The organism is Streptomyces sp. NPDC041713 (genome assembly GCF_055591085.1).
This window is the reverse complement of the sequence record NZ_JBVIZY010000003.1, coordinates 608,461-633,444: the sequence shown is the minus strand read 5'-3', so window position 1 is coordinate 633,444 and position 24,984 is coordinate 608,461. Positions and strand designations below refer to the sequence as shown.

The 24,984-nt window shown below is 71.5% G+C and carries 22 protein-coding genes; 14 read left to right on the top strand and 8 right to left on the bottom strand.

Going from position 1 to position 24,984, the window contains the following annotated elements; translation table 11 throughout:
* Positions 1 to 37 precede the first annotated feature (37 nt).
* The gene (locus tag ACZ6CV_RS12470) at positions 38 to 1,051 is read right to left on the bottom strand and encodes an MBL fold metallo-hydrolase (protein WP_469250756.1); all 1,014 of its coding nucleotides are present in this window, start codon (positions 1,049 to 1,051) and stop codon (positions 38 to 40) included.
* Positions 1,052 to 1,089: 38 nt separating this feature from the next.
* Positions 1,090 to 1,572, bottom strand: coding sequence for an ATP-binding protein (locus ACZ6CV_RS12465; protein WP_362375258.1), 483 nt, complete (start codon positions 1,570 to 1,572; stop codon positions 1,090 to 1,092).
* A gap of 375 nt (positions 1,573 to 1,947) precedes the next feature.
* Between ACZ6CV_RS12465 and ACZ6CV_RS12460 the strand changes: the two genes are divergently transcribed.
* From ACZ6CV_RS12460 to ACZ6CV_RS12420, 9 genes are all read left to right on the top strand, one after another.
* Positions 1,948 to 2,880: a hypothetical protein gene (locus ACZ6CV_RS12460; protein WP_469250755.1), complete on the top strand. Its 933-nt coding sequence runs from the start codon at positions 1,948 to 1,950 to the stop codon at positions 2,878 to 2,880.
* Positions 2,881 to 3,098: 218 nt separating this feature from the next.
* Positions 3,099 to 3,821, top strand: a complete 723-nt coding sequence (locus ACZ6CV_RS12455) for a YcnI family copper-binding membrane protein (RefSeq protein ID WP_469250754.1) — start codon at positions 3,099 to 3,101, stop codon at positions 3,819 to 3,821.
* Between the two features lie 89 nt (positions 3,822 to 3,910).
* Positions 3,911 to 4,606 carry an SCO family protein gene (locus tag ACZ6CV_RS12450; RefSeq protein WP_469250753.1) on the top strand — a complete coding sequence of 232 codons (696 nt, stop codon included), beginning with the start codon at positions 3,911 to 3,913 and terminating at the stop codon, positions 4,604 to 4,606.
* Positions 4,603 to 5,103 (top strand): copper chaperone PCu(A)C, encoded by a 501-nt coding sequence (locus ACZ6CV_RS12445; RefSeq protein ID WP_469250752.1) that lies wholly within the window; start codon positions 4,603 to 4,605, stop codon positions 5,101 to 5,103. Before ACZ6CV_RS12450 ends, ACZ6CV_RS12445 begins: the two co-directional genes overlap by 4 nt.
* A gap of 14 nt (positions 5,104 to 5,117) precedes the next feature.
* On the top strand, positions 5,118 to 7,223 hold the full coding sequence (locus tag ACZ6CV_RS12440) for a copper resistance CopC/CopD family protein (protein ID WP_469250751.1): 2,106 nt from the start codon (positions 5,118 to 5,120) through the stop codon (positions 7,221 to 7,223).
* A gap of 11 nt (positions 7,224 to 7,234) precedes the next feature.
* Positions 7,235 to 8,485, top strand: a complete 1,251-nt coding sequence (efeB, locus tag ACZ6CV_RS12435; protein ID WP_469250750.1) for an iron uptake transporter deferrochelatase/peroxidase subunit — start codon at positions 7,235 to 7,237, stop codon at positions 8,483 to 8,485.
* A gap of 133 nt (positions 8,486 to 8,618) precedes the next feature.
* The gene (gene pheA / locus ACZ6CV_RS12430; RefSeq protein ID WP_469250748.1) at positions 8,619 to 9,554 is read left to right on the top strand and encodes a prephenate dehydratase; all 936 of its coding nucleotides are present in this window, start codon (positions 8,619 to 8,621) and stop codon (positions 9,552 to 9,554) included.
* Between the two features lie 626 nt (positions 9,555 to 10,180).
* A complete protein-coding gene (gene serS / locus ACZ6CV_RS12425; protein ID WP_469250747.1) occupies positions 10,181 to 11,470 on the top strand; it encodes a serine--tRNA ligase in 1,290 nt (429 codons plus the stop codon).
* Positions 11,467 to 12,291: an HAD family hydrolase gene (locus ACZ6CV_RS12420; protein WP_469250746.1), complete on the top strand. Its 825-nt coding sequence runs from the start codon at positions 11,467 to 11,469 to the stop codon at positions 12,289 to 12,291. The genes serS and ACZ6CV_RS12420 overlap by 4 nt, the downstream gene beginning before the upstream one ends.
* Before the next feature lie 297 nt (positions 12,292 to 12,588).
* Here the strand turns inward: ACZ6CV_RS12420 and ACZ6CV_RS12415 are convergent, their stop codons facing one another.
* The 4 genes from ACZ6CV_RS12415 to ACZ6CV_RS12400 are packed head-to-tail and all read right to left on the bottom strand — an operon-like array spanning position 12,589 to position 16,149.
* On the bottom strand, positions 12,589 to 13,308 hold the full coding sequence (locus tag ACZ6CV_RS12415) for an ABC transporter permease (protein WP_469250745.1): 720 nt from the start codon (positions 13,306 to 13,308) through the stop codon (positions 12,589 to 12,591).
* An 11-nt stretch (positions 13,309 to 13,319) separates the two neighbouring features.
* Entirely contained in the window at positions 13,320 to 14,231 is a 912-nt protein-coding gene (locus tag ACZ6CV_RS12410) for an ABC transporter ATP-binding protein (RefSeq protein WP_362375284.1), read from the bottom strand.
* The gene (locus ACZ6CV_RS12405) at positions 14,231 to 15,112 is read right to left on the bottom strand and encodes an ABC transporter permease (RefSeq protein WP_469250744.1); all 882 of its coding nucleotides are present in this window, start codon (positions 15,110 to 15,112) and stop codon (positions 14,231 to 14,233) included. Before ACZ6CV_RS12405 ends, ACZ6CV_RS12410 begins: the two co-directional genes overlap by 1 nt.
* The gene (locus ACZ6CV_RS12400; RefSeq protein WP_469250901.1) at positions 15,109 to 16,149 is read right to left on the bottom strand and encodes an ABC transporter ATP-binding protein; all 1,041 of its coding nucleotides are present in this window, start codon (positions 16,147 to 16,149) and stop codon (positions 15,109 to 15,111) included. The genes ACZ6CV_RS12405 and ACZ6CV_RS12400 overlap by 4 nt, the downstream gene beginning before the upstream one ends.
* A gap of 259 nt (positions 16,150 to 16,408) precedes the next feature.
* On the opposite strand from ACZ6CV_RS12400, the gene ACZ6CV_RS12395 reads away from it, so the two are divergent.
* The 5 genes from ACZ6CV_RS12395 (at position 16,409) to ACZ6CV_RS12375 (ending at position 21,750) form a co-directional block, all read left to right on the top strand.
* Entirely contained in the window at positions 16,409 to 17,260 is an 852-nt protein-coding gene (locus tag ACZ6CV_RS12395; protein WP_469250743.1) for a M24 family metallopeptidase, read from the top strand.
* Entirely contained in the window at positions 17,257 to 19,068 is a 1,812-nt protein-coding gene (locus ACZ6CV_RS12390) for an SDR family oxidoreductase (RefSeq protein WP_469250742.1), read from the top strand. Before ACZ6CV_RS12395 ends, ACZ6CV_RS12390 begins: the two co-directional genes overlap by 4 nt.
* A 41-nt stretch (positions 19,069 to 19,109) precedes the next feature.
* Positions 19,110 to 20,042, top strand: a complete 933-nt coding sequence (locus tag ACZ6CV_RS12385; RefSeq protein ID WP_469250741.1) for a metal-dependent hydrolase — start codon at positions 19,110 to 19,112, stop codon at positions 20,040 to 20,042.
* 34 nt (positions 20,043 to 20,076) lie between these two features.
* A complete protein-coding gene (locus tag ACZ6CV_RS12380; protein ID WP_469250740.1) occupies positions 20,077 to 21,039 on the top strand; it encodes a MerR family transcriptional regulator in 963 nt (320 codons plus the stop codon).
* A gap of 141 nt (positions 21,040 to 21,180) precedes the next feature.
* Positions 21,181 to 21,750 (top strand): RNA 2'-phosphotransferase, encoded by a 570-nt coding sequence (locus ACZ6CV_RS12375; protein WP_469250739.1) that lies wholly within the window; start codon positions 21,181 to 21,183, stop codon positions 21,748 to 21,750.
* A gap of 4 nt (positions 21,751 to 21,754) precedes the next feature.
* Here ACZ6CV_RS12375 and ACZ6CV_RS12370 read toward each other — a convergent pair whose 3' ends face one another.
* On the bottom strand, positions 21,755 to 23,053 hold the full coding sequence (locus ACZ6CV_RS12370) for an MFS transporter (RefSeq protein ID WP_469250738.1): 1,299 nt from the start codon (positions 23,051 to 23,053) through the stop codon (positions 21,755 to 21,757).
* Positions 23,050 to 24,918: an FAD/NAD(P)-binding protein gene (locus ACZ6CV_RS12365; RefSeq protein WP_469250737.1), complete on the bottom strand. Its 1,869-nt coding sequence runs from the start codon at positions 24,916 to 24,918 to the stop codon at positions 23,050 to 23,052. Before ACZ6CV_RS12365 ends, ACZ6CV_RS12370 begins: the two co-directional genes overlap by 4 nt.
* Positions 24,919 to 24,984 lie beyond the last annotated feature (66 nt).

Sequence of the window (24,984 nt, the reverse complement as noted above, 5' to 3'; positions counted from 1 at the left end):
GGTGAGGGTGTGGCGCCCGCCAGAACGCGCCGCGTCCCTACGGGGTCGGGACCTCCGACGGATACGGCACCTCCGTCGGATACGGCACCCAGCGGAGACCCTCGCCGTCCCGCTGGACCGTGCCGAAGGGGACGTCCGCGAAGTGGATGCCGAAGCCGATGGTGTCCGGCTCCGCCAGTTCGGCGATGAGGGCGCGGCGGGCCTCCGCCGCCGCTTCCCCGTCCAGGTCGGGCGAGGCGGACCACCGCGGGTGGGAGATCTGCGCGGGCGAGTGCATCGCGTCGCCGAACGCGATGACGCGCTTGCCGCCCGCGGAGATGACGTAACCCGTGTGCCCCGATGTGTGCCCGGGCAGGAGGCGGACGCGGACGCCGGGGCGTATCTCCTCGCCGTCGGCCACCGTACGGACCCGCGGTTCGAGCGTCTTCAGGATGTCGTCGCTGAGGCCCTCGTGACCGGCGCTGTGCCGACCGGACCACTCCTGCTCCGCCAGCACGTACTCCGCGCCGCCGAGCGCGGGCCCGTCGCCGCCGGGTGCCGTGTGCCAGCCCCAGCCCACGTGGTCGGGGTGCAGATGCGTGAAGGCCACCGCGCCGATGTCCGCCGGGGCGTGACCCGCCGCCGCGAGGCTGTCGAGCAGCGCCCCGCCGTGCGCCGCGCCGATCCGCTCGCCCTCCCGGGCGGGCGCCGTCAGCGGTCCGAAGCCGGCGTCGATGAGCAGCGGGCCCGCGCCGCCGCCCGTACCCTCTCCGTCGCCGCTGCCCCTGCCCGACCCCTCAGCCACGTCCTCGCCCTCGCTCTCGGTCTCGGTCTCGACGAGCAGTCCGCCGATGCTCGCCACCAAGTAGCCGGTCGCGTCCAGGAATTCGGGGTGGGCCGCCCAGTCCTCCTCCGTGGAGGCGGCGAACCACCCACGCGGCGACAACTGCACGGCACCGTCGGGTATGTACGTCAGCTTCGTCCGACCGAGCCGCAACGTGTGCATCCGGGCGGGCCGCTGGAACCGTTCGCGCTCATCTTCCGCCGCAGCATGCGCAGTTGTCGTCGTCATGCTGTGCACAACGACCGGGCCACGGGCCGTGTTCCCGGTCAGGCCGTCATCAACGGCGCGTCCTCGCGCCACTTGAGGATCTTGTCGAAGCTGATCACCGCGCCACCGCCCCTGCCCGGCTTGTTGCCGAGATGGACGTGGTCGGCGAGTTCCTGGATCAGGCACAGGCCCCGGCCGTGCTCGTCCGTCTCCGCGGCGGGCGGCCGGGGCGCCGGACAGCCGCGCGAAGCCCCGGGGAAGCCCGGCCCGGAGTCGGTCACCTCGATACGGCACTTCTCGCCGTCCAGGTAGGCCGTGACCCGGTATCCGCCCGCGCCGCCCGCCCCGGCCGCGGCACCGCCGGGCGCGCCCGCCCCGCCGTGCTCCACGGCGTTGGCGCACGCTTCGCTGAGGGCGACCGACAGGTCGTAGGAGACGTCCGGGTCCACGCCCGCGGTCTCCATCGTGCCGATCAACAGGCGGCGGGCGAGCGGAACGCTCGCAGCTTCGCGCCGCAAATGGAGAGACCACCAGATGCTCATGCTCCAGCCTCCTGGCTGCGGCTCGACATACCGATACGTATTGCCACACCCGCCCACGGATAAGCGCCCGGTTGACGTGATACCGCCCATACGGCGGACGCGCGGGTGCTGCCACCCGGTGTAGGAAGCCGGTGTGTGGAGGCCTCCCACGAGCCCCTCGATCCGCCCTCGGCCCGCTTCTCGGCCCGCCCTCGGCCCACTTCTCGGCCCGCTTCTCGACCCGCTCTCGATCCGCCCACCGTCCGCTCTCGATCGTCCCTCGATCCGCCCTCCGTCCGTGCTTTGCCGGGCCCCGGACACCCCCAACACCACGGAAGCGGACCTTCCGGACCTGCCGTGTGGACCGGGTGGGTCCAGTGCGATGATGACTCGGCCATGACTGCCCCCCATCAGCGCGAGGCGCGCGACGGAGCCGATCTCCGGCTGCTCAGGGCCGCGACGTTCGCCGCGGTCTGCGTCGTGCTGTCCGCCGGGGGCCATGTGCTCGCTTCCTGCGTCGCCGTCCCGCTGTGGACGCTCGGCGCCGCCTTCCTCGTCGTCCTGGCCGTCACGCTGCCGCTCGCCGGGCGGGCCCGTTCGCTGCCCGGCATCGCCGCGCTGCTCGCGGCGGGACAGCTCGGCCTGCACGCCCTGTTCGGCCTCGGCCAGCACGGCACCACCGTCACCCAGAACGGTGACGGCACCCTCGTGGAGCGGGCCGCGCGCCTGGTCTGCGGGGCGGGCGCCGCCACGATCACCCCCGCGCAGGCCCACCGGATCCTCACCACCGCGGGGCTCGGCCCCGGCGGCACGGGCGCCTCCGGAGCGGGCCACGCGGCCGCCCACGTGCACGGCGGATCCGCCGCGGCCGCGGACACCGCGATGGACTCCATGGCGGGCACGGGCGTCACCCCGGGCGCCGGGGGCGCGCCGGGTTCGCTGGACTCCCTCGGCTCCATGGACTCGATGGGCTCGATGGGCGCCGCGGCGCTGCTGCCGTCCCTGCCGATGCTCCTCGCGCACCTGCTCGCCGCCGTCGCCGCCGGCTGGCTGCTGCGCCGCGGCGACCTCGCGCTGCTCCGCCTCGTCCGGCTCGCCGACGGGGCGCACGGGGTCGCCGAGGGAGCGCTCGTGCGCTCCCTGCGCTCGGCGCTCACCCTCGTCCGCGCCCTGCGGGCTGGCCTGCCCGGCGCGCCCGAGACCACCGGTCCGCGGGCTCCGCGCACCGCGCTGCTCGCGCCCGCCCCGCCGCGCACCGTCGCCCTGGAGGACGCGGTGATCCGGCGCGGCCCCCCGGCCGCCGCCCACGACCTCCAGCTCGCCGCCTGACGCGACGCACTCCCTGGCGCTGTACGGAACACCGCTGTACGGAGGGGTCGCTCGGCGCGCACGCGCGCGCGTGCCGCACGGCCGCGCCCACCCCCCGTATCCAGCACCCGGTGCGTATCAGTACCCGGTGCGATCAGCACCCGGTGCGTATCCAGCACTCGGTACGACGCCGCATGTCGCGTACCGATGACCACTGACGAAAGTGGAGTGTTCCTTTCATGAAGATGTCCCGTGTCGCCGCCGTCGGCACCGTCGCCGCCTCCGCCGTCCTCGTTCTCTCGGCGCCCGCGTTCGCGCACGTCAGCGTCTCCCCGGAGGGCCAGGCCGCCAAGGGCGGGTACGCGACGGTCAACTTCAAGGTGCCGAACGAGATGGACGACGCCTCGACCAACAAGCTCGAGGTCTCCTTCCCGGCCGACCACCCGCTGGCCTCCGTGATGACCCAGCCCGTGCCCGGCTGGAAGGCCGAGGTCACCAAGACCAAGCTCGCCAAGCCGCTGGAGATGCACGGCGAAAAGATCGACGAGGCCGTCTCCAAGGTCACCTGGACCGCCGACGGCAAGGGCATCCAGCCCGGCACCTTCCAGAAGTTCCCGCTCTCCCTCGGCCAGTTGCCCGAGGACGCCGACGAACTCGTCTTCAAGGCCGTCCAGACGTACGACAACAAGGAAGTCGTCCGCTGGATCGAGCCGCAGAAGAAGGGCCAGGAGGAGCCGGAGCACCCCGCGCCCGCGCTCGCGCTGACCGCCGCGACCGAGGGCCACGGCGCCGCTGCCGACCCCGCGTCGGACGACAAGGGCGCCAAGACCGAGAGCGCGTCCTCCGACTCGTCGGACAGCAGCGACACCACCGCGCGGGTCCTCGGCATCGTCGGCATCGTCATCGGTGCGGCGGGCGTCGCGTTCGGCGTGCTCGCCGGCCGCCGCCGCGTCACGAGCTGACCCGCGCCGAGCCACCTTTCGGGGTGTGCCGGCGCGGCGGACAGCCGCCCCGGCGCACCCCGGCCCCCTCACATCTGGGACATTTCCATATGCGCACGAACAGCTCGAAGAGCCACTCCCCGCACCCCTCGAAGAGCAACCGCACCAAGCTCGCCGCCACCGCCCTGCTTGCCGCGGCCGCCCTCACGCTGACCGCGTGCGGCGGCGACGACGGCAAGGAGCCGGTCGCCGACGTCTCCGTGGAGACCGACTCCGGCAAGGCCGCCACGGTCCTCGACCAGACGTACGAGAAGCCGAACCTCGTCCTCACCGACACGCACGGCAAGAAGTACGACCTGCGCGAGAAGACCAAGGGCAAGCCGACGCTGATCTACTTCGGCTACACGCACTGCCCGGACGTCTGCCCGCTGACGATGAACAACATCGCCGTCGCCAAGAAGGCGCTGCCCAAGGCCGACCAGGACAAGCTGAAGGTCGTCTTCGTGACCACCGACCCCGACCGGGACACCCCGGCCGAGCTGGGCAAGTGGCTCAAGGGCGTGGACGCCGACTTCATCGGTCTGACGGGTGACTTCGCCACCATCCAGGCCGGCGCCCGCCAGCTCGCCATCAGCATCGAGCCGTCCAAGAAGGACAAGAAGGGCAAGATCGTCTCGATGCACGGCACGCAGGTCTTCGCCTTCTCGCCGAAGACCGACGCGGGTTACGTCATCTACAGCGACAAGGCGACCGCCGTCGACTACACCAAGGACCTCCCCAAGCTCCTCAAGGGACAGAATCCGTGAACCACCGCACCACCCAGCGCCGCGCGTTCGCCGGCGGCACCCTGGTGTTCGCCGCCGCCCTCGTCCTGACGGGCTGCGCGGACTCCGACTCCTCGGACGCCGCGAAGGCGCCCGAGCTCAAGGTCAGCGGCGCCTACATCCCCGCGCCCACCATGGCCGACATGGCGGCCGGATTCTTCACGCTCACCAACGACGGCGGCGCCGACAAGCTCACCTCCGCCACCAGCGACCTGGCGGGCTCGGTCACCCTGCACAGCACCAAGGGCGGCGAGATGAAGGAGCAGAAGTCCTTCGACGTGCCCGCCGACGGCCACCTCGACTTCGCCACCGGCGGCAACCACCTGATGCTGGAGAAGCTCCGGCACAAGCCGAAGCAGGGCGAGAAGGTCACCCTGACGCTGCACTTCGAGAAGTCGGACCCGATCAAGGTCGAGGTGCCGGTCAAGGAAGCCACGTACCAGCCCCCGCAGCACGACACGTCACACGACTCGCACTGAGGGACGGACCGTTGATGCAGACCATCGCTCCCCGCTCCAGGGCCACTCCGCGGGCCGCGGGCACCCCCCGCGTCCGGCCGGGCGTCCCCCCCATCTGGCGGCTCCTGCTCGTCCTGTCCGCCGCGGCCTGCGCCTTCCTCGCGGGCGCCGCGCCGGCCTCCGCGCACGCCGCGCTGACCGGCAGCGACCCCAAGCAGGGAGCGGTGGTCCCGTCGGCCCCCGCCGAGGTGAAGCTCACCTTCTCCGAGAAGGTCGCCATGTCGGACGGCTCCGTGCGGGTCCTCGACCCGTCCGGCAAGCGCGCCGACGCCGGCAAGACGGCCGACCTGGGCTCCAACACGTACGGCGTGAAGCTGCGCCCCGGCCTGCCCGACGGCACCTTCACCGTCGCCTACCAAGTCGTCTCCGCCGACAGCCACCCGGTCTCCGGTGCCTTCACCTTCTCCATCGGCGCGCCGTCCGACACCAAGGTGGCGCTGCCCGACCAGGAGGCCGGCGGCGGTCTCGTCGGCGTGCTCTACGACATCACCCGCTACTTCTCCTACGCCGGGTTCATCCTGCTCGTCGGCGGCGCGGCCTTCGTGCTCGGCTGCTGGCCGCGCGGCGCCGGGGTGCGGCCCCTGCAGCGGCTCGTGACGTCCGGCTGGGTCGCGCTCACCGCCTCCACGCTCCTGCTGCTGCTCCTGCGCGCCCCCTACACCGGCTCCGGAAAGCTCGCCGACGCCTTCGACCTGGCCAAACTCGGTGACGTCCTCAACACCAAGACGGGCGCGGCGCTGGTCTCCCGGCTGCTGCTGCTCGCCGCCGCCGCGCTGTTCATCGCGGTTCTGTTCGGGGCGTACGTGAAGCGCGAGGGACCCGAGAACGCCGACGAGAAGAAGGACCTCACCTTCGGCCTCGCCATCGGCGGCACCGTCGTCGCCATCGGCATCGCGGCGACCTGGGCGATGGCCGAGCACGCGTCGACCGGCATCCAGGCGGGCCTCGCGATGCCCGTCGACGTGCTGCACCTGCTCGCCGTCTCCACCTGGCTCGGCGGTCTCGCGGCGCTGGGTCTCGCGCTGTTCGGCACGCCCTCGTTGGAGGCGTCGGCGGTACGGCGGTTCTCCACCGTGGCGTTCACCAGCGTCGTTGTCCTGGCCGCCACCGGCACCTACCAGTCGTGGCGGCAGGTCGGCTCGTGGTCGGCGCTGACCGACACGTCGTACGGGCAGCTGCTGCTCGTCAAGATCGGCCTGGTCGTCGTCCTGGTGGGCGTCGCCTCCATCTCCCGGCGGTGGACCGGACGGATCGCCGCCGAGGCGGAGGGCCTGGCCCCCGAGGCCGCGGCCGCCGTGGTGGTCGAACAGCGCGGGAAGCCGTCGTCGAAGAAGCCGCAGAAGAAGGCGGTCACGGTGCCGTCGTCCGGCGGCGAGGACGGCGGAGCGGATGCTGGAGCGGCTGCTGGAGCGGGGAACGGCAAGGCGAGCGGCGCGGCGGGTGACGGCAAGGCGAGCGGCGCGGCGGCTGCGGCTGCGGCCGGTGACGGCAAGCGGGCCGGCAAGGACGCCGAGCGGTCCGCGCAGCTGGCGCGCCAGCAGGCCGCCATGGACAGCGCACGCGACAAGCGCATCCGCGACGCCGACCCGCGCCGCTCGGGCCTGCGCCGCTCCGTGCTCACCGAGACCGGCATCGCCGTCGTCCTGCTGGCCGTGACGACGATCCTCACCACCACCGAGCCCGGCCGCACCGAGGAGGAGGCCGCCGACGCCACCTCCGCGGCGGCCGCCCAGCGCTCGGGCCCGCTCAACGTCAAGGTGCCCTTCGACACGGGCGGCACCGACGGCAAGGGCACCGTGCAGCTGGACCTCGATCCCGGCCGCAGCGGCAGCAACACCCTGCACCTGTACGTGAAGCGGCCCAACGGCAGTGCCTTCGACGTGCCCGAGGTCAAGGTGTCCTTCACGCTCAAGGCGAAGGACCTCGGTCCGCTGCCCGTCGCGCCGGACCACATCGCCACCGGACACTGGAGCGCGAACGGCGTGCAGCTCCCGATGGCAGGAAACTGGAAGATCGCGGTGACGGTGCGGACCTCCGACATCGACCAGATCACCGTGCAGAAGAACACGCAGATCGGCTGAGTGGAACCACCATGGCGGACAACGGCATTTCCAGGCGGCGGCTGCTCGGCACCGCCGGTGCGACCGGTCTCGCGCTCGGCGCGGCGGGCGGCGCCGTCGGATACGCCGCGGCCCCCTCGGACGCGTCCGGACCGGCGGGTCCGGGCGGGTCCTCGTCGGCGCTGGCGTCCCTCGGCGCGGACGAGGTGATGTTTCACGGGAAACATCAGCCCGGCATCACCACGCCCATGCAGTCCCGCGGCCATCTGGTCGCCTTCGACCTGGTCGCGGGCGCGGGACGCAAGGAGGCGGCCGCGCTGCTGCGCCGCTGGTCGGCCACGGCCGAGCGGCTGATGGCGGGCCGGCCCGCCGACGGCGAGGACACCGCGGTCGCCCGGGACGCCGGCCCGTCCTCGCTCTCGGTCACCTTCGGCTTCGGCGCCTCCTTCTTCTCCCGTACGGGACTCCAGAAGCAGCGCCCGTCCGCCCTCGACCCGCTGCCCGACTTCTCCTCGGACCACCTCGACAAGGCGCGCAGCAACGGCGACCTGTGGGTGCAGATCGGCGCGAACGACCCGCTCGTCGCCTTCCACGCGCTGCGCGCGCTCCAGCAGCAGGCGGCGGGCACGGCGAAGGTCCGCTGGCAGATGAACGGGTTCAACCGCTCGCCGGGCGCCACCGCGCGCCCGCTGACCACCCGCAACCTGATGGGCCAGATCGACGGCACGAACAACCCCAAGCCGTCGGAGAGGACCTTCGACCAGCGCATCTTCGTGCCCGACGGCGGGCAGCCCGCCTGGATGGCGGGCGGCTCCTACGTCGTGGTGCGCCGCATCCGCATGCTCCTCGACGACTGGGAGAAGCTCGGCCTGGCGGAGCAGGAGGCGGTGATCGGACGGCACAAGTCGGACGGCTCCCCGCTGACCGGCGGCACGGAGACGACCGAGCCGAAGCTGGAGAAGACCGGCCCGGACGGCAAGGTCGTCATCCCGCTGAACGCGCACGCGCGCATCACCCGGCCCGACCAGAACGGCGGCGCCGCGATGCTGCGCCGCCCGTTCTCGTACCACGACGGCTTCGACGCCAAGGACGAGCCGGACGCGGGCCTGCTCTTCGTCTGCTGGCAGGCGGACCCGATGCAGGGCTTCATCCCGGTGCAGCGCAAGCTCGACCGGGGCGACGCCCTGTCGGAGTTCATCCGCCACGAGGCGAGCGGCCTCTTCGCGGTGCCGGGCGGGGCGGCGAAGGGCGAGTACGTGGGGCAGCGGTTGCTGGAGGGGTGAAGCGGGAGGGGTGAGGCCCTCCCGTACAGCGCGGGGCGGGCACGTGCGGCGTGTTCGTACGTACGTACGTGAGGCGGGCGCCGCTCCGTGAGACGCGTGAGCCGTGCCACGTCGGGCCCATTAGGGTGACGGTATGTCGGCGACGCGCTATACGTACCTGGGTCCTGAAGGCACCTTCACCGAGGCGGCTCTCCGTACGCTGCCCGAGGCGGCCACCCGGGAGCTCGTCCCCATGGTCTCCGTGCCGGCCGCGCTGGACGCCGTCCGCAGCGGCGAGGCGGCGGCGGCGCTGGTGCCGATCGAGAACTCCGTCGAGGGCGGCGTCACCACCACCGTCGACGAGCTCGCCAAGGGCGAGCCGCTGATGATCTACCGCGAGGTCGTCCTGCCGATCGCCTTCGCGCTGCTCGTGCGCCCCGGCACGGAGCTCAGGGACGTCAAGACGGTCACCGGCCACCCCGTGGCGCAGCCCCAGGTCCGCAACTGGCTGGCCACGCACCTGCCCGACGCCCTGTGGGAGTCGGCGGCCTCGAACGCGGACGGCGCCCGCCTCGTCCAGGAGGGCCGCTTCGACGCCGCCTTCGCGGGCGAGTTCGCCGCGGCGACGTACGGCCTGGAGCCCCTGGTCAGCGAGATCCACGACGCGGCCAACGCCGAGACGCGGTTCGTCCTGGTCGGCCGCCAGGCGCGGCCGGCCGCGCCGACGGGCGCCGACAAGACCTCCGTCGTCATCTGGCTGGGCGACGACCACCCCGGTGCCCTGCTCGAACTGCTGCAGGAGTTCGCCGTGCGCGGCGTCAACCTCATGCGGATCGAATCGCGCCCGACGGGCCAGGGCATCGGCAACTACTGCTTCTCGGTGGACGCCGAGGGGCACATCACGGACCGCCGCGTCAGCGAGGCCCTGATGGGGCTCAAGCGGGTCTGCCCGCAGGTGCGCTTCCTCGGTTCGTATCCCCGCGCCGGGGTGGCGACGGAGGACGTCAAGGCGCCGCGGCCCGGCACCACCGACGCCGAGTTCATGGCGGCCTCGGACTGGCTGGCGCGCTGCCAGGACGGCCGTTTCTAGCCGGTCCGGCGGCTCTCCTCGTCCTTTCTCTCCGGTCCTACCTGCAGATTTACGTTGTCCACAGAAGTTATCCACAGGCCTGCGTCTCGACCTGGGGACAAGTCGACAACGAAGCACGACATGGTCGACAAATCGGCTCACAGCCCCCAAGTCCGTCCACAGTCCCGCACGTCACCCCTCGTCCACTCTTTTCTATTGATCAACTCTTTGGAGCGAGGGATTTACACTCGAAAGTGGGTGTGCGGGTGGTTTGGGAAGGGAATCCTTCGCGCGGCACGAGGCTTTCGGAACGCCCTCTTCCGGCATCCACAGATCTTTCGCACAGGCTGTGGATAACCGTCCGGAGTCCCTGGTTCCTGTGGACAACCGCGGTGGACGGAGGGCCCAAGTCCCGTCTCCCGCAAGGAGTTCGGGTCAAGGCGGCAGGCGCACTCTGCCCCATTTCGGGGAATGGCGCCCGTTTTATTGACCGGCGGCCGGACCTGCGCGAAGGAGCCTTTTCCGGCCGCCGCGGGGGCGATTCGAAGCCACCCTCCACGGCAATTCACATTGCGGCAAAACGGGCAAAACGCACGCACGGGAATATGGAGTCGTGGGCCCGAACGGCGCGACGGTAGCCTTGAGGGGTGATTGACCTTCGCCTGCTCCGTGAGGACCCCGACCGTGTTCGCGCCTCCCAGCGCGCCCGTGGAGAGGACGTCGCGCTCGTCGACGCCCTGCTCTCCGCCGACGAGCGGCGCAGGTCGTCCGGCAGCCGCTTCGACGAACTCCGCGCCGAGCAGAAGGCGCTCGGCAAGCTGATCCCCAAGGCCTCGGGCGACGAGAAGGCCGAGCTCCTGAAGAAGGCCGGCGAGCTCTCCGCCGCCGTCAAGGCCGCCAACACCGCGCAGGACGAGGCGGACGAGGAGGCCAAGCGCCTGCTCGGGCAGCTCGGCAACCTCGTCCACCCCGACGTCCCGGTGGGCGGCGAGGAGGACTTCGTCGTCCTCGACACCATCGGCACCCCGCGCGACTTCGCGGCCGAGGGCTTCGAGCCGAAGGACCACCTGGAACTCGGCGAGCTGCTCGGCGCCATCGACGTCGAGCGCGGCGCGAAGGTCTCGGGCTCGCGCTTCTACTACCTCACGGGCGTCGGCGCGCTGCTCGAACTGGCCCTGGTGAACGCCGCGATCGCGCAGGCCACCGAGGCCGGGTTCATCCCGATGCTGACGCCCGCGCTGGTCCGCCCGCGCGCCATGGAGGGCACCGGCTTCCTTGGCCAGGCCGCGGAGAACGTGTACCACCTGGAGAAGGACGACTACTACCTGGTCGGCACCTCCGAGGTCGCGCTCGCCGGCTACCACATGGACGAGATCATCGACGCCGACAAGCTTCCCCTGCGGTACGCGGGCTTCTCGCCCTGCTTCCGCCGCGAGGCGGGCACGTACGGCAAGGACACCCGCGGCATCTTCCGCGTCCACCAGTTCGACAAGGTCGAGATGTTCTCGTACGTCGACCCGGCCGACGCGGAGAACGAGCACCGGCGCCTCCTGGAGTGGGAGAAGCAGTGGCTCACCGGCCTCGGCCTGCCCTTCCAGGTGATCGACGTGGCCACCGGCGACCTCGGCGCCTCGGCCTCGCGCAAGTTCGACTGCGAGGCGTGGATCCCCACCCAGGGCAAGTACCGCGAGCTCACCTCGGCCTCGAACTGCGACGGCTTCCAGGCCCGCCGCCTCTCCATCCGTATGCGCGACACCCGCGACGGCAAGAAGGTCATGCAGCCGCTGGCGACGCTGAACGGCACGCTGTGCGCCGTCCCGCGCACCATCGTCGCCATCCTGGAGAACCACCAGCAGGCCGACGGCTCCGTGGTGGTGCCCGAGGTCCTGCGTCCGTACCTGGGGGGCCGAGAGATCCTGGAGCCCATCGCCAAGTGAGTCACCCTGCTCCCCTCACGCCGGCCTTTCCGTACAAGCTGGTCGCGACCGACCTCGACGGGACGCTGTTGCGCCCCGACGACACGGTGTCGCAGCGGACGCGCGAGGCGCTCACCGCGGCCACCGCGGCGGGCGCCGCGCACATCATCGTCACCGGCCGCGCGGTGCCCTGGACGCGGCACATCCTCGACGACCTCGGCTACGACGGTCTCGCGGTGTGCGGCCAGGGCGCGCAGGTCTACCACGCGGGGGAGCACCGGCTGCTCACCTCCGTGACGCTCGACCGGCAGCTCGCCGGTCTGGCGCTCGCCAAGATCGAGGCGGAGGTCGGCCCGCTCTTCCTGGCCGCGAGCCGCGACGGCCTGGACGGCGAGGTCCTGGTCGGCCCGGGGTACGCGGTCCAGGACGGTCCGCTGCCCGCCGTGCCCATCAAGGACGCCGCCGACCTGTGGGCGGCCCCGCTGAACAAGGTGTACGTCCAGCACCCCGGGCTCGGCGACGACGCGCTGGCGGAGGTGGCCCGCAAGGTGGCGGGCGACCTGGTCGGCGTGACGATGGCGGGCGAGGGGATAGTGGAGATCCTGCCGCTCGGCCTCTCCAAGGCCACCGGGCTCTCCCTTGCGGCGCGCCGCCTGGGCGCGAAGGCCGCGGACACGATCGCCTTCGGCGACATGCCGAACGACATCCCGATGTTCGGCTGGGCGGCGCACGGCGTGGCCATGGCCAACGCCCACCCGGAGCTCAAGGCCGTCGCGGACGAGGTGACGACGTCGAACGAGGCGGACGGCATCGCGGTGGTCCTCGAGCGGTTGCTGTCCTAGGCCTCGCGGACCGGGCGGCCCCGCACTCACCCGCAACCGCCCCGATTGACCCGACACACCGAGCCGGGCGCCGAAGCTATGGCGCCCGGCTCGGTGCGATGTCGGGAGGGGCGACCCGCGCAGCGATGCGGATCGGCGCGCTCGAAGCGGCCGCCCCCGGGCAGCTCCCCCGTGTGCGGGACTCCACGGAGCGAATGACCGCTCCGGAGTCTCCCGCGGACGCCGCCCCCAACTACTGTGCCCGCACGGGCGGTTCACCGCCACCGAATAAACGGCGCCCCCGCCCGCGCCGCCCGGCTACTCCTCGCCGGCCAGCGTCAGCGACCGCAGCTTCTGTCCCGCGTACCACGTGGCGATCACGGTGACCACGACCAGCAGCACGGTGGCGACCGGCAGACCGACGTCCGAGGTGATCAGGTCCCCCTCGCCGACCTTCTGGGCCACGGCGAGGGACCACTGCTGCACGCTGAGCGTGCGCGCCCCGGAGACGAGGGAGCCGAAGAGGGCCTCCCACACCAGGGCGTAGACGAGCCCGAAGACCACGGCGTGCCGGGTGATCGTGCCGAGCAGCAGGAAGATCGCGGCGTACGTGATGGAGGCGACGAGCGCGGCGATCGTGTAGGCGACGGCGATCTGCTGGCCGTTGCCGTTCAGGATCATGCCGGCGATGAAGGTGGGGATCGCGGAGAAGGCCATGGTCACGGCGATGGCGACGATCAGCTTGGTGACGATGATCGTGGGCCGCTTGACCGGCTTGGAGAGGAGGTAGACGACGGAGCCGTCGTCGATCTCCGGGCCGATCGCGCCGGTGCCCGCGATGACGCCGATGATCGGCACCATCGTGGCGAGCGCGAAACCGCCGAGGACGTCGACGGCCACCTGGTCGTCGGCGCCGCTGAAGCCGCGGACCGCTCCGGCGATGACGATCAGCAGGAGGGGCAGGGCGAAGAGGATCAGTGCCCGGCGGCGGCCGAGCAGGGCCCGGTAGGTGAGCCGGGCGACAGTGGGGTCGTACATGAGGGCTCCCTTCAGGCCGCGACGAGGTAGGAGAAGACCGACTCGAGGGACTCGTCCGAGGGCGAGACCGTCAGGAGCCGGATGCCGTGCTCGCGGGCGACCTGCGGCAGCAGCGCCGTGAACCGGCCGAAGTCGACCGCCTGAATGCGCAATGCGCCCTCCTTGAGGTCGACTTCGATGCCGGCCGTCGACGGGTCGGCGATCAGCGCGGCGGCCAGCGTGCGGTCGTCGCTGGAACGGATCAGATAGCGGTGCGGGCGGTCGGTCATCAGCCGGCGGATCCTGCGGAAGTCGCCGCTCGCCGCGTGCCGCCCCGCGACGATCACCTCGATGTGCGAGGCCAGTTGCTCGACCTCTTCGAGGATGTGCGAGGAGAACAGGACCGTGCGCCCCTCGTCCCCCATGCGCCGCAACAGCTCCATGAGCTGCATGCGCTGACGGGGGTCCATACCGTTGAACGGCTCGTCGAGCAGCAGCACGGACGGGTCGTGGACCAGGGCGGATGCCATCTTCACGCGCTGGCGCATGCCCTTGGAGTACGTGGAGATCTTCCGGTCCTGCGCGTACTCCATGTCGACGGTGGCGAGCGCCTTCTTGGCGGCGCGCTCGTCCAGGCCGTGCAACTCGGCGTTGGCGACGACGAATTCGCGGCCCGTGAGGAAGTCGTACATCGCCTCCCGCTCGGGGACGATGCCGATCTCCTTGTAGATCTGTTCGTTGCGCCAGATCGGCCGGGCGTCGAGGGTCACGCTGCCCGTGGAGGGGGCGAGGAAGCCGCCCATCATGTTGATGAGGGTCGACTTGCCCGCGCCGTTCGGACCGAGGAGCCCCGTGACTCCCGGGCCGATGTCCATGGTGATGTCGTTGACCGCCACCACGTTGCCGAACCAGCGGGAGACGTGGTCGATGGTGAGGGTGGTCATCAGAGGCCGACCTTCCGGTAGCGGCGCATCAGCGCGCCGTAGCAGCCCGCGATGAGGGCGAGGACGACGAGGACGTAGACGAGGCCGACGCCGGTCGAGGGGCTCTCCCCACCGGGGAAAGACGCGGTCGCGCCGAGGAAGGCGGACTGCAGGCCGTCGATGAGGGTGATCGGCGAGAAGAGGCCGAGCCAGGCGATGGCTCCGGTGCTGCCCTGTTCGTAGGCGATGGCCTGGACCGTGGACACCGCGCCGTAGGTGATGGTCAGGACGGCGATGACGGCGGCGATGCCGAAGCCGCGGCGGGGGGTGACCGCCGAGACGACCAGCGCGATGCCGGAGAAGAGCAGCGAGAGCAGCGCGACGGAGACGAGGCCCTGGGCGAACCCCTTCGTCTGGTCGGTGAAGTCGAGCTTGGCGAGCAGCGACCCCACGTAGAGCACGAGGAGCGGCGCCGCGGTGAGCACGAAGAGGGCGGAGGACATCGCGGCGAACTTCGCCGCCACGTAGTCACCGCGCTCGATGGGGCGCGAGAAGTAGAGGGGCACCGTCTTGAAGCGCAGGTCGCGCGAGACGGTCTGCGGGGCCTGGGCGGCCAGGAAGAGACTGATGACCGCCTGCAGGAAGATCGCATAGCGCGTGTAGTCGACGGGGAGGTCGTCGGCCTTGGTGGTGACGGCGACCGCCACCATGATCGCCGCGGGTACGCACATCACCGCGAAGAGGATCATCGGCAGGACCTTGGACTTGGCGGAGCGGCCGAGTCCGTACGCGCCGCGCAGGCTCTGGGAGAAGAGCGAACGGCGGGCGTAGGCGCGGCCCAGGCGCGGGCCGTCGTAGCTGCGGTAGCCGATGTTGTGGATCTGGGTGGACTCGGTGCTCATCGCGCGCCTCCCTTCTTCTGCTGTGCGGTGGTGGCGGCGGTTGTGGCGGTGGCGGTGGTCGTCGCGGTGGCGGCCAGGGCTGCCGTCCGCTCGGTCACCGGCTCCTGGCGGGGCTCGTCCTTGAAGACCTCCGCGATGTGGTGCCTGCGCTGTTCCATCCGGATCAGGCCGAGGCCGAGGTCGGCGACGAGGTCGCGGACGACGTCGAAGGTCTCCTCGCCGTCGGCGGTGAGCAGGATCGTGTGGCCCGCGCCGGGCAGTTCGCCGCCGGTCTCCGTGTCGATGCCGCGGCCGTGCAGCGCGTCGCGCAGGGCGCGGGTGCCGTCGGGGTGGGTCTCGGTGTCGGTGACCTCGACGGCGAGCGTCGTGGTGGTCTGGGTGAAGTCGGTGGTGGAGCTGGACCGCAGGAGCTTGCCGCCGTCGATGACGACGACGTGGTCGCAGGTGCGCTCCAGCTCGCCGAGGAGGTGCGAGGTGACCAGGACCGAGATGCCGAAGTCGGTGTGGACACGGCGGATCAGGCCGAGCATCTCGTCGCGGCCGACCGGGTCGAGGCCGTTCGTCGGCTCGTCGAGGAAGACCAGCTGCGGGTCGTGGACGAGGGCCTGCGCGAGCTTCACGCGCTGCTTCATACCGGTCGAGTAGCCGCCGATGGGGCGGTAGCGCTCCTCGTAGAGCCCGACGTGGCGCAGGGTGTCCGCGGTGCGCTCGCGGGCCGCGGCGGGCGGCAGTCCGGACATCCGCGCCATGTGGACGACGAACTCGGTGGCCGAGACGTCGGGCGGCAGGCAGTCGTGCTCCGGCATGTACCCCACGCGTTCGCGGATCTCGCCGCCGCTGGTGGCGACGTCCAGACCGAGCACGGCGGCGCGGCCCTCCGTGGCGGGGGACAGACCCAGCAGGATCTTGATCAGTGTGGACTTGCCGGCTCCATTGGCTCCGACGAGTCCGGTCACACCGGGCCCGATGTCCATGGAGAGCCGGTCAAGCGCGGTCACCCTCGGGAACCGCTTGCTCAGGCTTTCGGTCGCGATCACAGTCACGTTTCGACGGTAGTGGCGCAGACCACACAGGTCGTCAGACCACGGTCTCGACCTGAAGTCACTCTGGAGTATTACGGGCCCGTAGGGGTCGTCCGGACGTCGCCCCCTGGGGGTTCTCCCGGACCTGTCCCGCGCAGTTGGACAGAACTCTTGACGTAGCCGCCGGGCATTGTCACATTCATCAGTGTCAAGTTACGACCGCGTACGGCGATGGACCGGACACGGGATGACCGGACTCGGGACGGACGGTGGCATGACCTCAAGCGTGGCAGGCGAACTCTCCGCGGACCTGCGGGGGTTCAGGGAAGTGCAGACCCTCGCGTACGAGTGTGCGGAGGCGGTCGCGGCTCAGCTCCGGCCGGGCGTGACCGAGCGCGAGGCGGCGCAGATGCAGCGCGAGTGGCTGCGCGAGCGGGGTGTGCGGGACTGGTTCCATCTGCCCTTCGCCTGGTTCGGGGACCGTACGGCGTTCGTCGGCTTCCGTGTCCCGCTGCAGTTCTTCCCCACCCATCGCAAGCTGGAGCCGGGGATGCCCTTCATCCTCGACATGGCCCCGGTCTACAAGGGATTCACCGCCGACATCGGCTACTCCGGCTGTCTGGGCCTGAATCCGGTGCACGACCGGCTCCTCGCCGACCTGGAGGCGCACCGAGAGCTGATCCTGCGCGAGGTGCGCGAGCGCCGGCCGCTGCGCGAGATCTACGAGGACGTGGACCGGCTCATGGTCCGCCAGGGATACGCCAACCGCCACCGCGCGTATCCGTTCGGCGTGATCGCGCACAAGGTCGACCGGGTCAAGGAGCGTCGGCTGACCCCGCACCTCTTCGGTTTCGGCACGCAGTCGCTGAAGGGTCTGGCCAGCGACGCGCTGCACGGCCACCGGGACGGCTGGTCGCCGCTGTGGTCCCCCTACAAGTTCTCCGACCACCCGCCCCGCGAGGGGCTCTGGGCGGTCGAGCCGCACCTCGGCTTCCGGGGTACGGGCGCGAAGTTCGAGGAGATCCTGGTCGTCACCGACTCCAAGGACCCCGAAGAGAGCGCGTTCTGGCTGGACGACGATCTGCCGCATGTGCGGCGCTGGGCTGAGGAGAGGGCCGCCGCATGACGACCGGAGACATCGGCAGGAGCGCCGGTACGGAACAGGGACAGGGGCAGGGGCTGCAGGGTGCGCGCGAGCGCTGGGTGCGCACGGGCGGCGTGGAGCTGTGCGTCGCCGAGCTGGGCGACCCGGAGCGGCCCACGGTCGTGCTGGTGCACGGCTATCCGGACTCCAAGGAGGTGTGGAGCGAGGTCGCCGGGCGGCTCGCGGACCGCTTCCACGTCGTGCTGTACGACGTCCGGGGGCACGGCAGGTCGACCGCTCCGCGACCGCTGCGCGGCGGCTTCACGCTGGAGAAGCTGACCGACGACTTCGTGGCGGTCGTCGACGCGGTCAGCCCGGACCGCCCGGTGCACGTGGTGGGGCACGACTGGGGCTCGGTGCAGTCCTGGGAGTTCGTCACGGTCAAGCGCACGGAGGGGCGCATCGCGTCCTTCACGTCGATGTCGGGGCCTTCCCTCGACCACTTCGGTCACTGGATCAAGAAGCGCGTGTCCCGGCCCACGCCGCGCAAGGTGGGCCAGCTCCTCGGCCAGGGCGCCAAGTCCTGGTACGTGTACATGCTGCACACCCCCGTCCTGCCCGAACTGGCCTGGCGCGGCCCGCTCGCCAAGCAGTGGCCGAAGATCCTGCAGCGCCTGGAGAAGGTCCCGGCGGGCGACTACCCGACGGCGTCCCTGCCGCAGGACGCGGCGCACGGCGCCTGGCTCTACCGCGACAACGTCCGCGCCCGGCTGCGCAGGCCCCGCACCGACGCCTACGCCCACGCGCCCGTGCAGCTCATCACGCCGTCCGGGGACATCTTCCTCTCCGAGCGGCTCTACGACGATCTGGAGCTGTGGGCCCCGCACCTGGTCCGCCGCACCCTGTCGGCCAAGCACTGGGTGCCGCGCACCCGGCCCGACCAACTGGCCGCCTGGATCGGCGAATTCGTGACGACGAACGAGGATGGCATGCCCGTCAACGACAGCACCGCCACCGGCAAGCACGCCGACCGGTTCGGCGGCCGGCTCGTCCTGGTCACCGGCGCGGGCAGCGGCATCGGGCGGGCCACCGCCTTCGCCTTCGCCGAGGCGGGCGCGCGCGTGGTGGCCGTCGACCGGGACGCGGAGAGCGCGGCGCGCACGGCGGAGATGTCCCGACTGATAGGCGCCCCCGCCGCCTGGGGCGAGACGGTCGACGTCACCGACGAGCAGGCCATGGAGAAGCTCGCCGAGCGCGTCGCCACGGAGTACGGCGTGGTGGACGTCCTGGTGAACAACGCGGGGATCGGCCTCGCGGGCTCCTTCCTCGACACCAGCAGCGAGGACTGGAAGAAGGTCCTCGACGTCAATCTGTGGGGCGTGATCCACGGCTGCCGGCTCTTCGGCAAGCAGATGGCCGAGCGCGGCCAGGGCGGCCACATCGTCAACACCGCGTCCGCGGCGGCGTACCAGCCCTCCCGGACCCTGCCCGCCTACAGCACCTCCAAGGCGGCCGTCCTGATGCTCAGCGAGTGCCTGCGCGCGGAGCTCGCGGACCGGGGCATCGGGGTCTCCGCGATCTGCCCGGGGATCGTCAACACGAACATCACGTCGACGTCCCGGTTCGTCGGTGTCGCGGCCGACGAGGAGAAGCGCCGCCAGAAGAAGTCGGCCCGGCTGTACGGCCTGCGCAACTACCCGCCGGAGAAGGTCGCCGACGCCATTCTGAACGCCGTGGTCAAGAACCAGGCGGTGGTCCCGGTCACTCCCGAGGCGCGCGGCGCCCGCTTCATGTCCCGCTTCAGCCCGAAGGCCCTGCGCGCGATCGCCCGATTGGAGCCACCGCTGTGAGCAACGAGGCTGTGGGAAGTGAGGCTGTGGGCAACGAGGCCGTGAGCAAGGAGACGGATCCGCACGCACCCGCCGAGGAGCACCACACGATCGTTCCGCGCCGGGTCTCGTTCGACTGGGACAGCACCCCGCTGCACTGGATACCGGACGAGCCGACCGCCACCCACGTCATCAACGTCCTGCATCTGCTGCTCCCGGCGGGGGAGCGGTGGTTCGTGAAGGTCTTCAAGGAAGGCCTGCCGCTGATCACCGACCCGGTGCTGCGCGGCGACGTCAAGGGGTTCATGGGCCAGGAGGCCACGCACAGCGTGCAGCACGCGCACGTGCTCGACCACCTGGCGGCGCAGCACCTCGACACCGCGGCCTTCACCCGGTACGTGGACTTCCTCTTCGAGAAGCTCCTCGGTGAGCGGCCGCCGCTGGGGGCGCCGGTGCCGGCGCAGGAGTGGCTGCGCTTCCGGCTGTCGATCATCGCCGCGATCGAACAGTTCACGGCGGTCCTCGGCAACTGGGTGCTGCAGGCCGAGGGGCTCGACCGCGCCGAGGCCGACGAGGTCATGCTCGACCTGCTGCGCTGGCACGGCGCGGAGGAGGTCGAGCACCGCGCGGTCGCCTTCGACATGTTCCAGCACTGCGCCGGCCAGGGCCTGCCCCGGTACGCCCGGCGGATCGCCGGGATGACCGTGACGGCGCCCGTGATGCTCTACCTGTGGGTGTGGGGCACGGCCTATCTGATCCGGCACGACCCCCAACTCGCGGGCCGCGTGCGGTACTCACTGGCCGAGCACAACAGGGCGGTCGCCAAGGGCCTGCTGCCCACCTGGCGCGAGATCGGTACGGCGATACCCCGCTATCTGCGGCGGTCGTACCATCCCTCGCAGGAAGGCTCGTTGCGCGAGGCCGTCGCATATCTGGCGCGGTCGCCCGCGGCGCGGGCCGCGGCGGGCGCGATCGGCCGGGCGGCCACCGCCTAGGTCCTGGCACGAGGCAATACGAAGGGCGGGGAGCGTGGCGTACACGGAGCCCACAGAGCGCCGGGCGGAGTACCGCATCGAGGACCTGGCGCACCACAGCGGCGCGACGGTCCGCACGATCCGCGCCTACCAGGACCGCGGGCTGCTCCCCCGCCCGGAGCGGCGCGGCCGGTCCAACGTGTACGGGGACGCGCATCTGGCCCGGCTGCGGCAGATCGCCGACCTGCTCGACCGCGGGTACACCCTGGCCTCCATCAAGGAGCTCCTGGAGGCCTGGGACGCCGGCCGGGGGCTCGGCGGGGTGCTCGGTCTCGCGGCGGAGGTCGACGGTCCGTGGACGGACGAGAAGGCGGACCGGATCACCCGCGCCGAGCTCGACGCGGCGTTCGGCGGCACGCCGGACGAGGCGGCGGTGGCCGACGCGGTCGCCCTCGGGGTGCTCGAACCGATGCCGGGGCGCGAGGACGAGTTCCTGGTGCCGAGTCCTCAAGAACTGGCGGTAGCAGTCGAGTTGTATGCGGCAGGCGTGCCGCTGTCCGCGATCTCCGGGCATCTACGGGAGTTGAGGGGGCAGGTCGAGCACATAGCGGCCCGTTTCCTGGAGTTCACGACCGAGCACGTGTTCGCGCGCTATCTCGGCCATCATCCGCCGACCGAGGCGGACGCGGCCGAGGCGGCGTCGCTCGTACGGAGGCTGCGCCCGCTCGCCCAGCAGTCGGTGGACGCCGAACTGGCCCGTGCGATGCGTCTGTTCGCCACGCGCCACCTGCGGCAGCACCTGGAGCCGGGGGCGGCGGACGGACGGCCTGACGAGCCGCGAAGTGTGGTGCTGCCCGCGTCCACAATGCAGGCCGTGGAAAAGCTGGTTGGGGTGCGGAACGCTGCCGCGTTCGTTGCAGCGGCGGCCGAACGTGAGGTGCAGAAAAGGACATTGGATGCGCTGGCCACAACTGGGGTGCAAGGGGATGTAATTGGGCAAATGCCGCCTACAGCCTGAGAGTTGTCCACAGAATTGCCAACTAGCCTGTGGATAACTCGACTTGGCTGTGGATCAAACCTTCGGGTCGACATTCGTCGATGAAATGTCGGTGGACGAAAATCGAGTGCGTGGAAAACGGCTGGCCGAGACCCTGGAGGCATGGAGGAAAGACCTCCCGAGGGGACCGAACCGCGGACCGTGAAGGTGTCCAAGTACCTGTCGCGGCACCTGCGCCACCGCCCGGACCGCATCGGTCTCACCCTCGACGCGCACGGCTGGGTGGAGATCGACGCGCTCCTCGCCGCGGCGGCCGCGCACGGCTTCCCGTTCACCCGGGAAGAGCTCGACCACGTGGTCGCCGTCAACGACAAGCAGCGCTTCGCCGTGCGGGACGGCAGGATCCGCGCCAGCCAGGGCCACTCCGTCGACGTCGACCTGGCGCTGCCGCCGGCCACCCCGCCCGCGTACCTCTTCCACGGCACCGTGGCCGACCGCCTTGCCGCGATCCGTGCCGAGGGGCTGCGCCCCATGAACCGGCACGCCGTGCACCTCTCGCCGGACCGCGAGACCGCCACGCGCGTCGGCGCCCCGCGCGGGCGACCCGTCGTCCTGTCCGTCGACGCGGGCGCGATGCACCGCGACGGCCTGGTGTTCCAGGTCAGCGCCAACGGCGTCTGGCTCACCGCCGCCGTACCTCCGGCCTACCTGCGCTTTCCCGGCCCGCACTGACCGCTCACCCCACGCTGACCGCTCGCCGGCCATCTGCCGGCATCGTGCGGTGGGCGCCCCGTACACAGACGAAGGCCGCGGCACCCGCCGCCGTCAGTGCCCACCAGGGTGCGCTCGGCGAGACGTCGAAGAGGACTCCGCACAGGACCGGCCCGACCGCGGCCCCGAGTGAGACACCCATCTGGGTCCAGGCCGTCGCATGGTTCTCCTGCCCCGGGAAGGACCGTGCCGCCGTGTGGTGCAGAAGCCCGGCCCAGCCCCAGCCTCCCGCGTAGGCGAGCAGCGCGCCTGTCATGGCGACGGCCCCGCCAGAGGAGGCAAGGAGTGCCGTCCCCAGGAGCCCCGCCAGGAACATGGTGCCGAGCAGCGACCACACCCGGCCCGGCCGCCGGTCCACCGCCAGGCCGGAGCCCAGCCGCACCCCGACGTTCAGAGTGGCCCCGGCCGAGGCCACGGCCCCCGCGGCGGCAAGGCTGCTGCCCCGCTCGGTGAGGGAGAGCATCAGGAATCCGCCGAGTCCGTTGCCGACCATGGCCCCGAAGAATCCGGCGCAGCTCAGCGCGCTGATGTGTGCGGTGAACCGCAGAGCTGGTCCGCCCGGCGGGCGGACCGGTGCCCCGCTGCCGGAGCGGCAGAGGAAAGCGGTTCCGAGGGCGACGCAGAGCGCCCCCGAGCCCACGAAAGCCGCACGCCACCCGGCGGAGTCCGCGAGCAGCGGCACCGTGATGCTGGCCAGCAGTGTCGCGGCGGGGACGGCCGCCTGTTTGAGTCCCATGGCGGCGGCACGGATACGGGGTGCACACCGGCGCACGATGAGTACGTTGGTGTGCGGCTGGGTGTACCCGTAAAGGAAGCCGCCCAGCAGGGAGCTCAGCCACAGGCCCACCGTCGGCACCGCCCCCGCGCCGAGCAGCCCCGCCCCGGTCAGGACAAGAGCCACCGCGAGGATCCGTTCGACGGACCAGTGGTTGTCCGCCCTTCTGCTGCGGAACGCACCCAGCAGAGACGCGAGCCAGTAGACCGCGAACAGGAACCCCGTCCGGCCGGCATTCCATCCCAGGTCGGCGCTGATGAGCCCGCTCGCCGCACCCGGCAGAAAGACCGGCAGCGAGGTGAGGACGGTCACCGTGCCGGCTGCGAAGGCGGTGGGCAGCCCGGACGGCTGCCGCCCCGGCGCATCGCGGTCGGCGCCCGTTTCCCGCGGCCCGCTGGGCCCGGCCCCGGCTTCCCGCCTCGCATCGGGCCCGTATCCCGCCGTCCACCGGGCCCGGGAGGACGGTTCGGCGACTGAGGGGCGGGTCATGACTCGCGGCTCTCCGGCACCTGGACGCGTGCTGCCACGACATGCTCGAGGATGTGCCGGGCCATCGCATCGGCGTCGGAAAGGAGAACGGAGTCGACGCCCGGCCGGGCGCCCGCAGCCGTCGCCCAGTGGACTCCTTCGGTCGGGACGCCGTAGGCGAACCGTCGGGGGTGTGGCCTGCCGCGGGCATCGAGCAGGTGGAAGGGGCGGCGGGTCACCGCGAGGCCACCTGTGTCGTACTCCGTGCCCACACCAGCCGTGAGCCGGTGGGTGGTCGCCTCCTTGCGGTGCAGCAGCTCGCACATCAACGGGTCGGTGGTGGCCCGCACTCCGGGCTCGGGTACCCGTGCCTCGATCAGCGTGCTGACCTCGACGGGCGGGCCGGGCACCCGCGCGGACGAGACGAGGAACCCGCCCGGGGCGGTCTGCACCCGCATGCCGGGACCGACGGGGCGCAGGATGCCGGCCTTGATCAGCGCGGCCATCTCGGCCGTGCGGCGGAGCGGGGGGCCTATGGAGAGGTGGGCGTTGAGGGGCGTGTACCAGGAGTCCAGGTCACGTCGGCGGGAATCGCCGTCGATGCCTCCGTGGTCCACCACGAGGCGGATCTCGTTGCGCAGGTCGCGCAGGGCATCGAGGGCGGCCTTGACGGGATCGTCGGTGTTCCCTCCACGGGCCCGCTCGACATCTCGCAGGAGGTGATCGAGGAGCCAGTCACGGAACTCCTCGGGGCTGCCGAAGTCCTGTTCCGCACAGGGCTGTTCGAAGGCCGACCAGTCCCAGCGGTCGGCGTCCGCGATGTCGTGGGCGTGCAGCAGAGCATCACGCCCCGCCTCCTGGTGCGCATGGCGCCGGGCGAAGTCGGCCACCGCGTCCGCGGCGACTCCGCGACGGCGCAGCAAGGTGCTGTAGTACACCGTCTCCACTTCCCGGGCGATGAGCGGCCAGAGGTCACGGCGGAAGTCCCCCCGGGTGCCCGAGGCCGCCGCTGCCCGCAGGTCGCTCAGGGCCGCCGGTGTGAGGAGGAGGGGACGGTGGCGTTCCCCCAGGGATTTCTGGTTGGCGCCTCGCGCATGGTGCGGGACGCCGCGCCGTGAGCCGGCGTACAGCCGGGGCTCCAGGCCGCTGGGCCGGTACTCCAACTCCCGCCCCCGGTCCACGAACGTGCCGCCGCGGCCCTGGGTGAACAGTGCGAGATAGTCGAAGAAGTTGAGCCCGAGGCCCCGCAGTGCGACCGCCTCCCGCGGCTCGATGTCACGCAGGTCGACGTCGGCCGGGTTCGCGGGCGGTATGTGCCGGGCGCCGACCGCGCGAGCGTGCCGCGAAAGTGCCGCTGTCCGGGGCGAGGGCCTGACCGGCAGATGGCCTTGGGCAAGTATCACCGCGTCGAGCAGCAGTTCCTGTCCGTCCGACAGGCGCAAGCGCTGCGTCCCGGATCCGCCGCGGAGGTCGACGGCCCGGTCCTGGTGGACTCGCACGGCGAAGTGGTCCGGGGCCGTCCTGACGATTCGATCGAACACCCAGCGCAAGTAGTGCCCGTACAGCGCGCGGCTCGGGTAGTCGTCACGCCCCAGACCGCGGGCCTCGGTCAGTGTGTGCTCGGGATAGCCCTCGACCTCGCCCATGACTGCCAGCAACTGGGCCCACTCATAGAGGGTCGGCCCCGGCAGGACCGGTCCGGCGCAGCTCACTCCGGCATCGGTGAACAGCGTGACCTGGTCCGCGACCGTGTTCATCAGCAGCTCCGCGGGCTGATCCACGCGCCACACGCTCCCGGCGCCGGGCGGAGCCGGGTCAATGACGTGCACCGTCACAGCCGTCTCCGGCAGCAATGGCCCCGCGTTCGCGTACAGACGCTCCAGCACTGCAAGCCCTCGCGGTCCCACGCCCACTATGCCGACGGCTTTTTCTCCGCCCACGACGATCGCCCC

Coding starts and splice junctions, on each gene's coding strand:
- ACZ6CV_RS12470 (WP_469250756.1), bottom strand. CDS start 1,051: ATGACGACGACAACTGCGCATGCTGCGGCGGAAGATGAGCGCGAACGG.
- ACZ6CV_RS12465 (WP_362375258.1), bottom strand. CDS start 1,572: ATGAGCATCTGGTGGTCTCTCCATTTGCGGCGCGAAGCTGCGAGCGTT.
- ACZ6CV_RS12460 (WP_469250755.1), top strand. CDS start 1,948: ATGACTGCCCCCCATCAGCGCGAGGCGCGCGACGGAGCCGATCTCCGG.
- ACZ6CV_RS12455 (WP_469250754.1), top strand. CDS start 3,099: ATGAAGATGTCCCGTGTCGCCGCCGTCGGCACCGTCGCCGCCTCCGCC.
- ACZ6CV_RS12450 (WP_469250753.1), top strand. CDS start 3,911: ATGCGCACGAACAGCTCGAAGAGCCACTCCCCGCACCCCTCGAAGAGC.
- ACZ6CV_RS12440 (WP_469250751.1), top strand. CDS start 5,118: ATGCAGACCATCGCTCCCCGCTCCAGGGCCACTCCGCGGGCCGCGGGC.
- efeB (WP_469250750.1), top strand. CDS start 7,235: ATGGCGGACAACGGCATTTCCAGGCGGCGGCTGCTCGGCACCGCCGGT.
- pheA (WP_469250748.1), top strand. CDS start 8,619: ATGTCGGCGACGCGCTATACGTACCTGGGTCCTGAAGGCACCTTCACC.
- ACZ6CV_RS12415 (WP_469250745.1), bottom strand. CDS start 13,308: ATGTACGACCCCACTGTCGCCCGGCTCACCTACCGGGCCCTGCTCGGC.
- ACZ6CV_RS12410 (WP_362375284.1), bottom strand. CDS start 14,231: ATGACCACCCTCACCATCGACCACGTCTCCCGCTGGTTCGGCAACGTG.
- ACZ6CV_RS12405 (WP_469250744.1), bottom strand. CDS start 15,112: ATGAGCACCGAGTCCACCCAGATCCACAACATCGGCTACCGCAGCTAC.
- ACZ6CV_RS12395 (WP_469250743.1), top strand. CDS start 16,409: ATGACCTCAAGCGTGGCAGGCGAACTCTCCGCGGACCTGCGGGGGTTC.
- ACZ6CV_RS12390 (WP_469250742.1), top strand. CDS start 17,257: ATGACGACCGGAGACATCGGCAGGAGCGCCGGTACGGAACAGGGACAG.
- ACZ6CV_RS12375 (WP_469250739.1), top strand. CDS start 21,181: ATGGAGGAAAGACCTCCCGAGGGGACCGAACCGCGGACCGTGAAGGTG.
- ACZ6CV_RS12370 (WP_469250738.1), bottom strand. CDS start 23,053: ATGACCCGCCCCTCAGTCGCCGAACCGTCCTCCCGGGCCCGGTGGACG.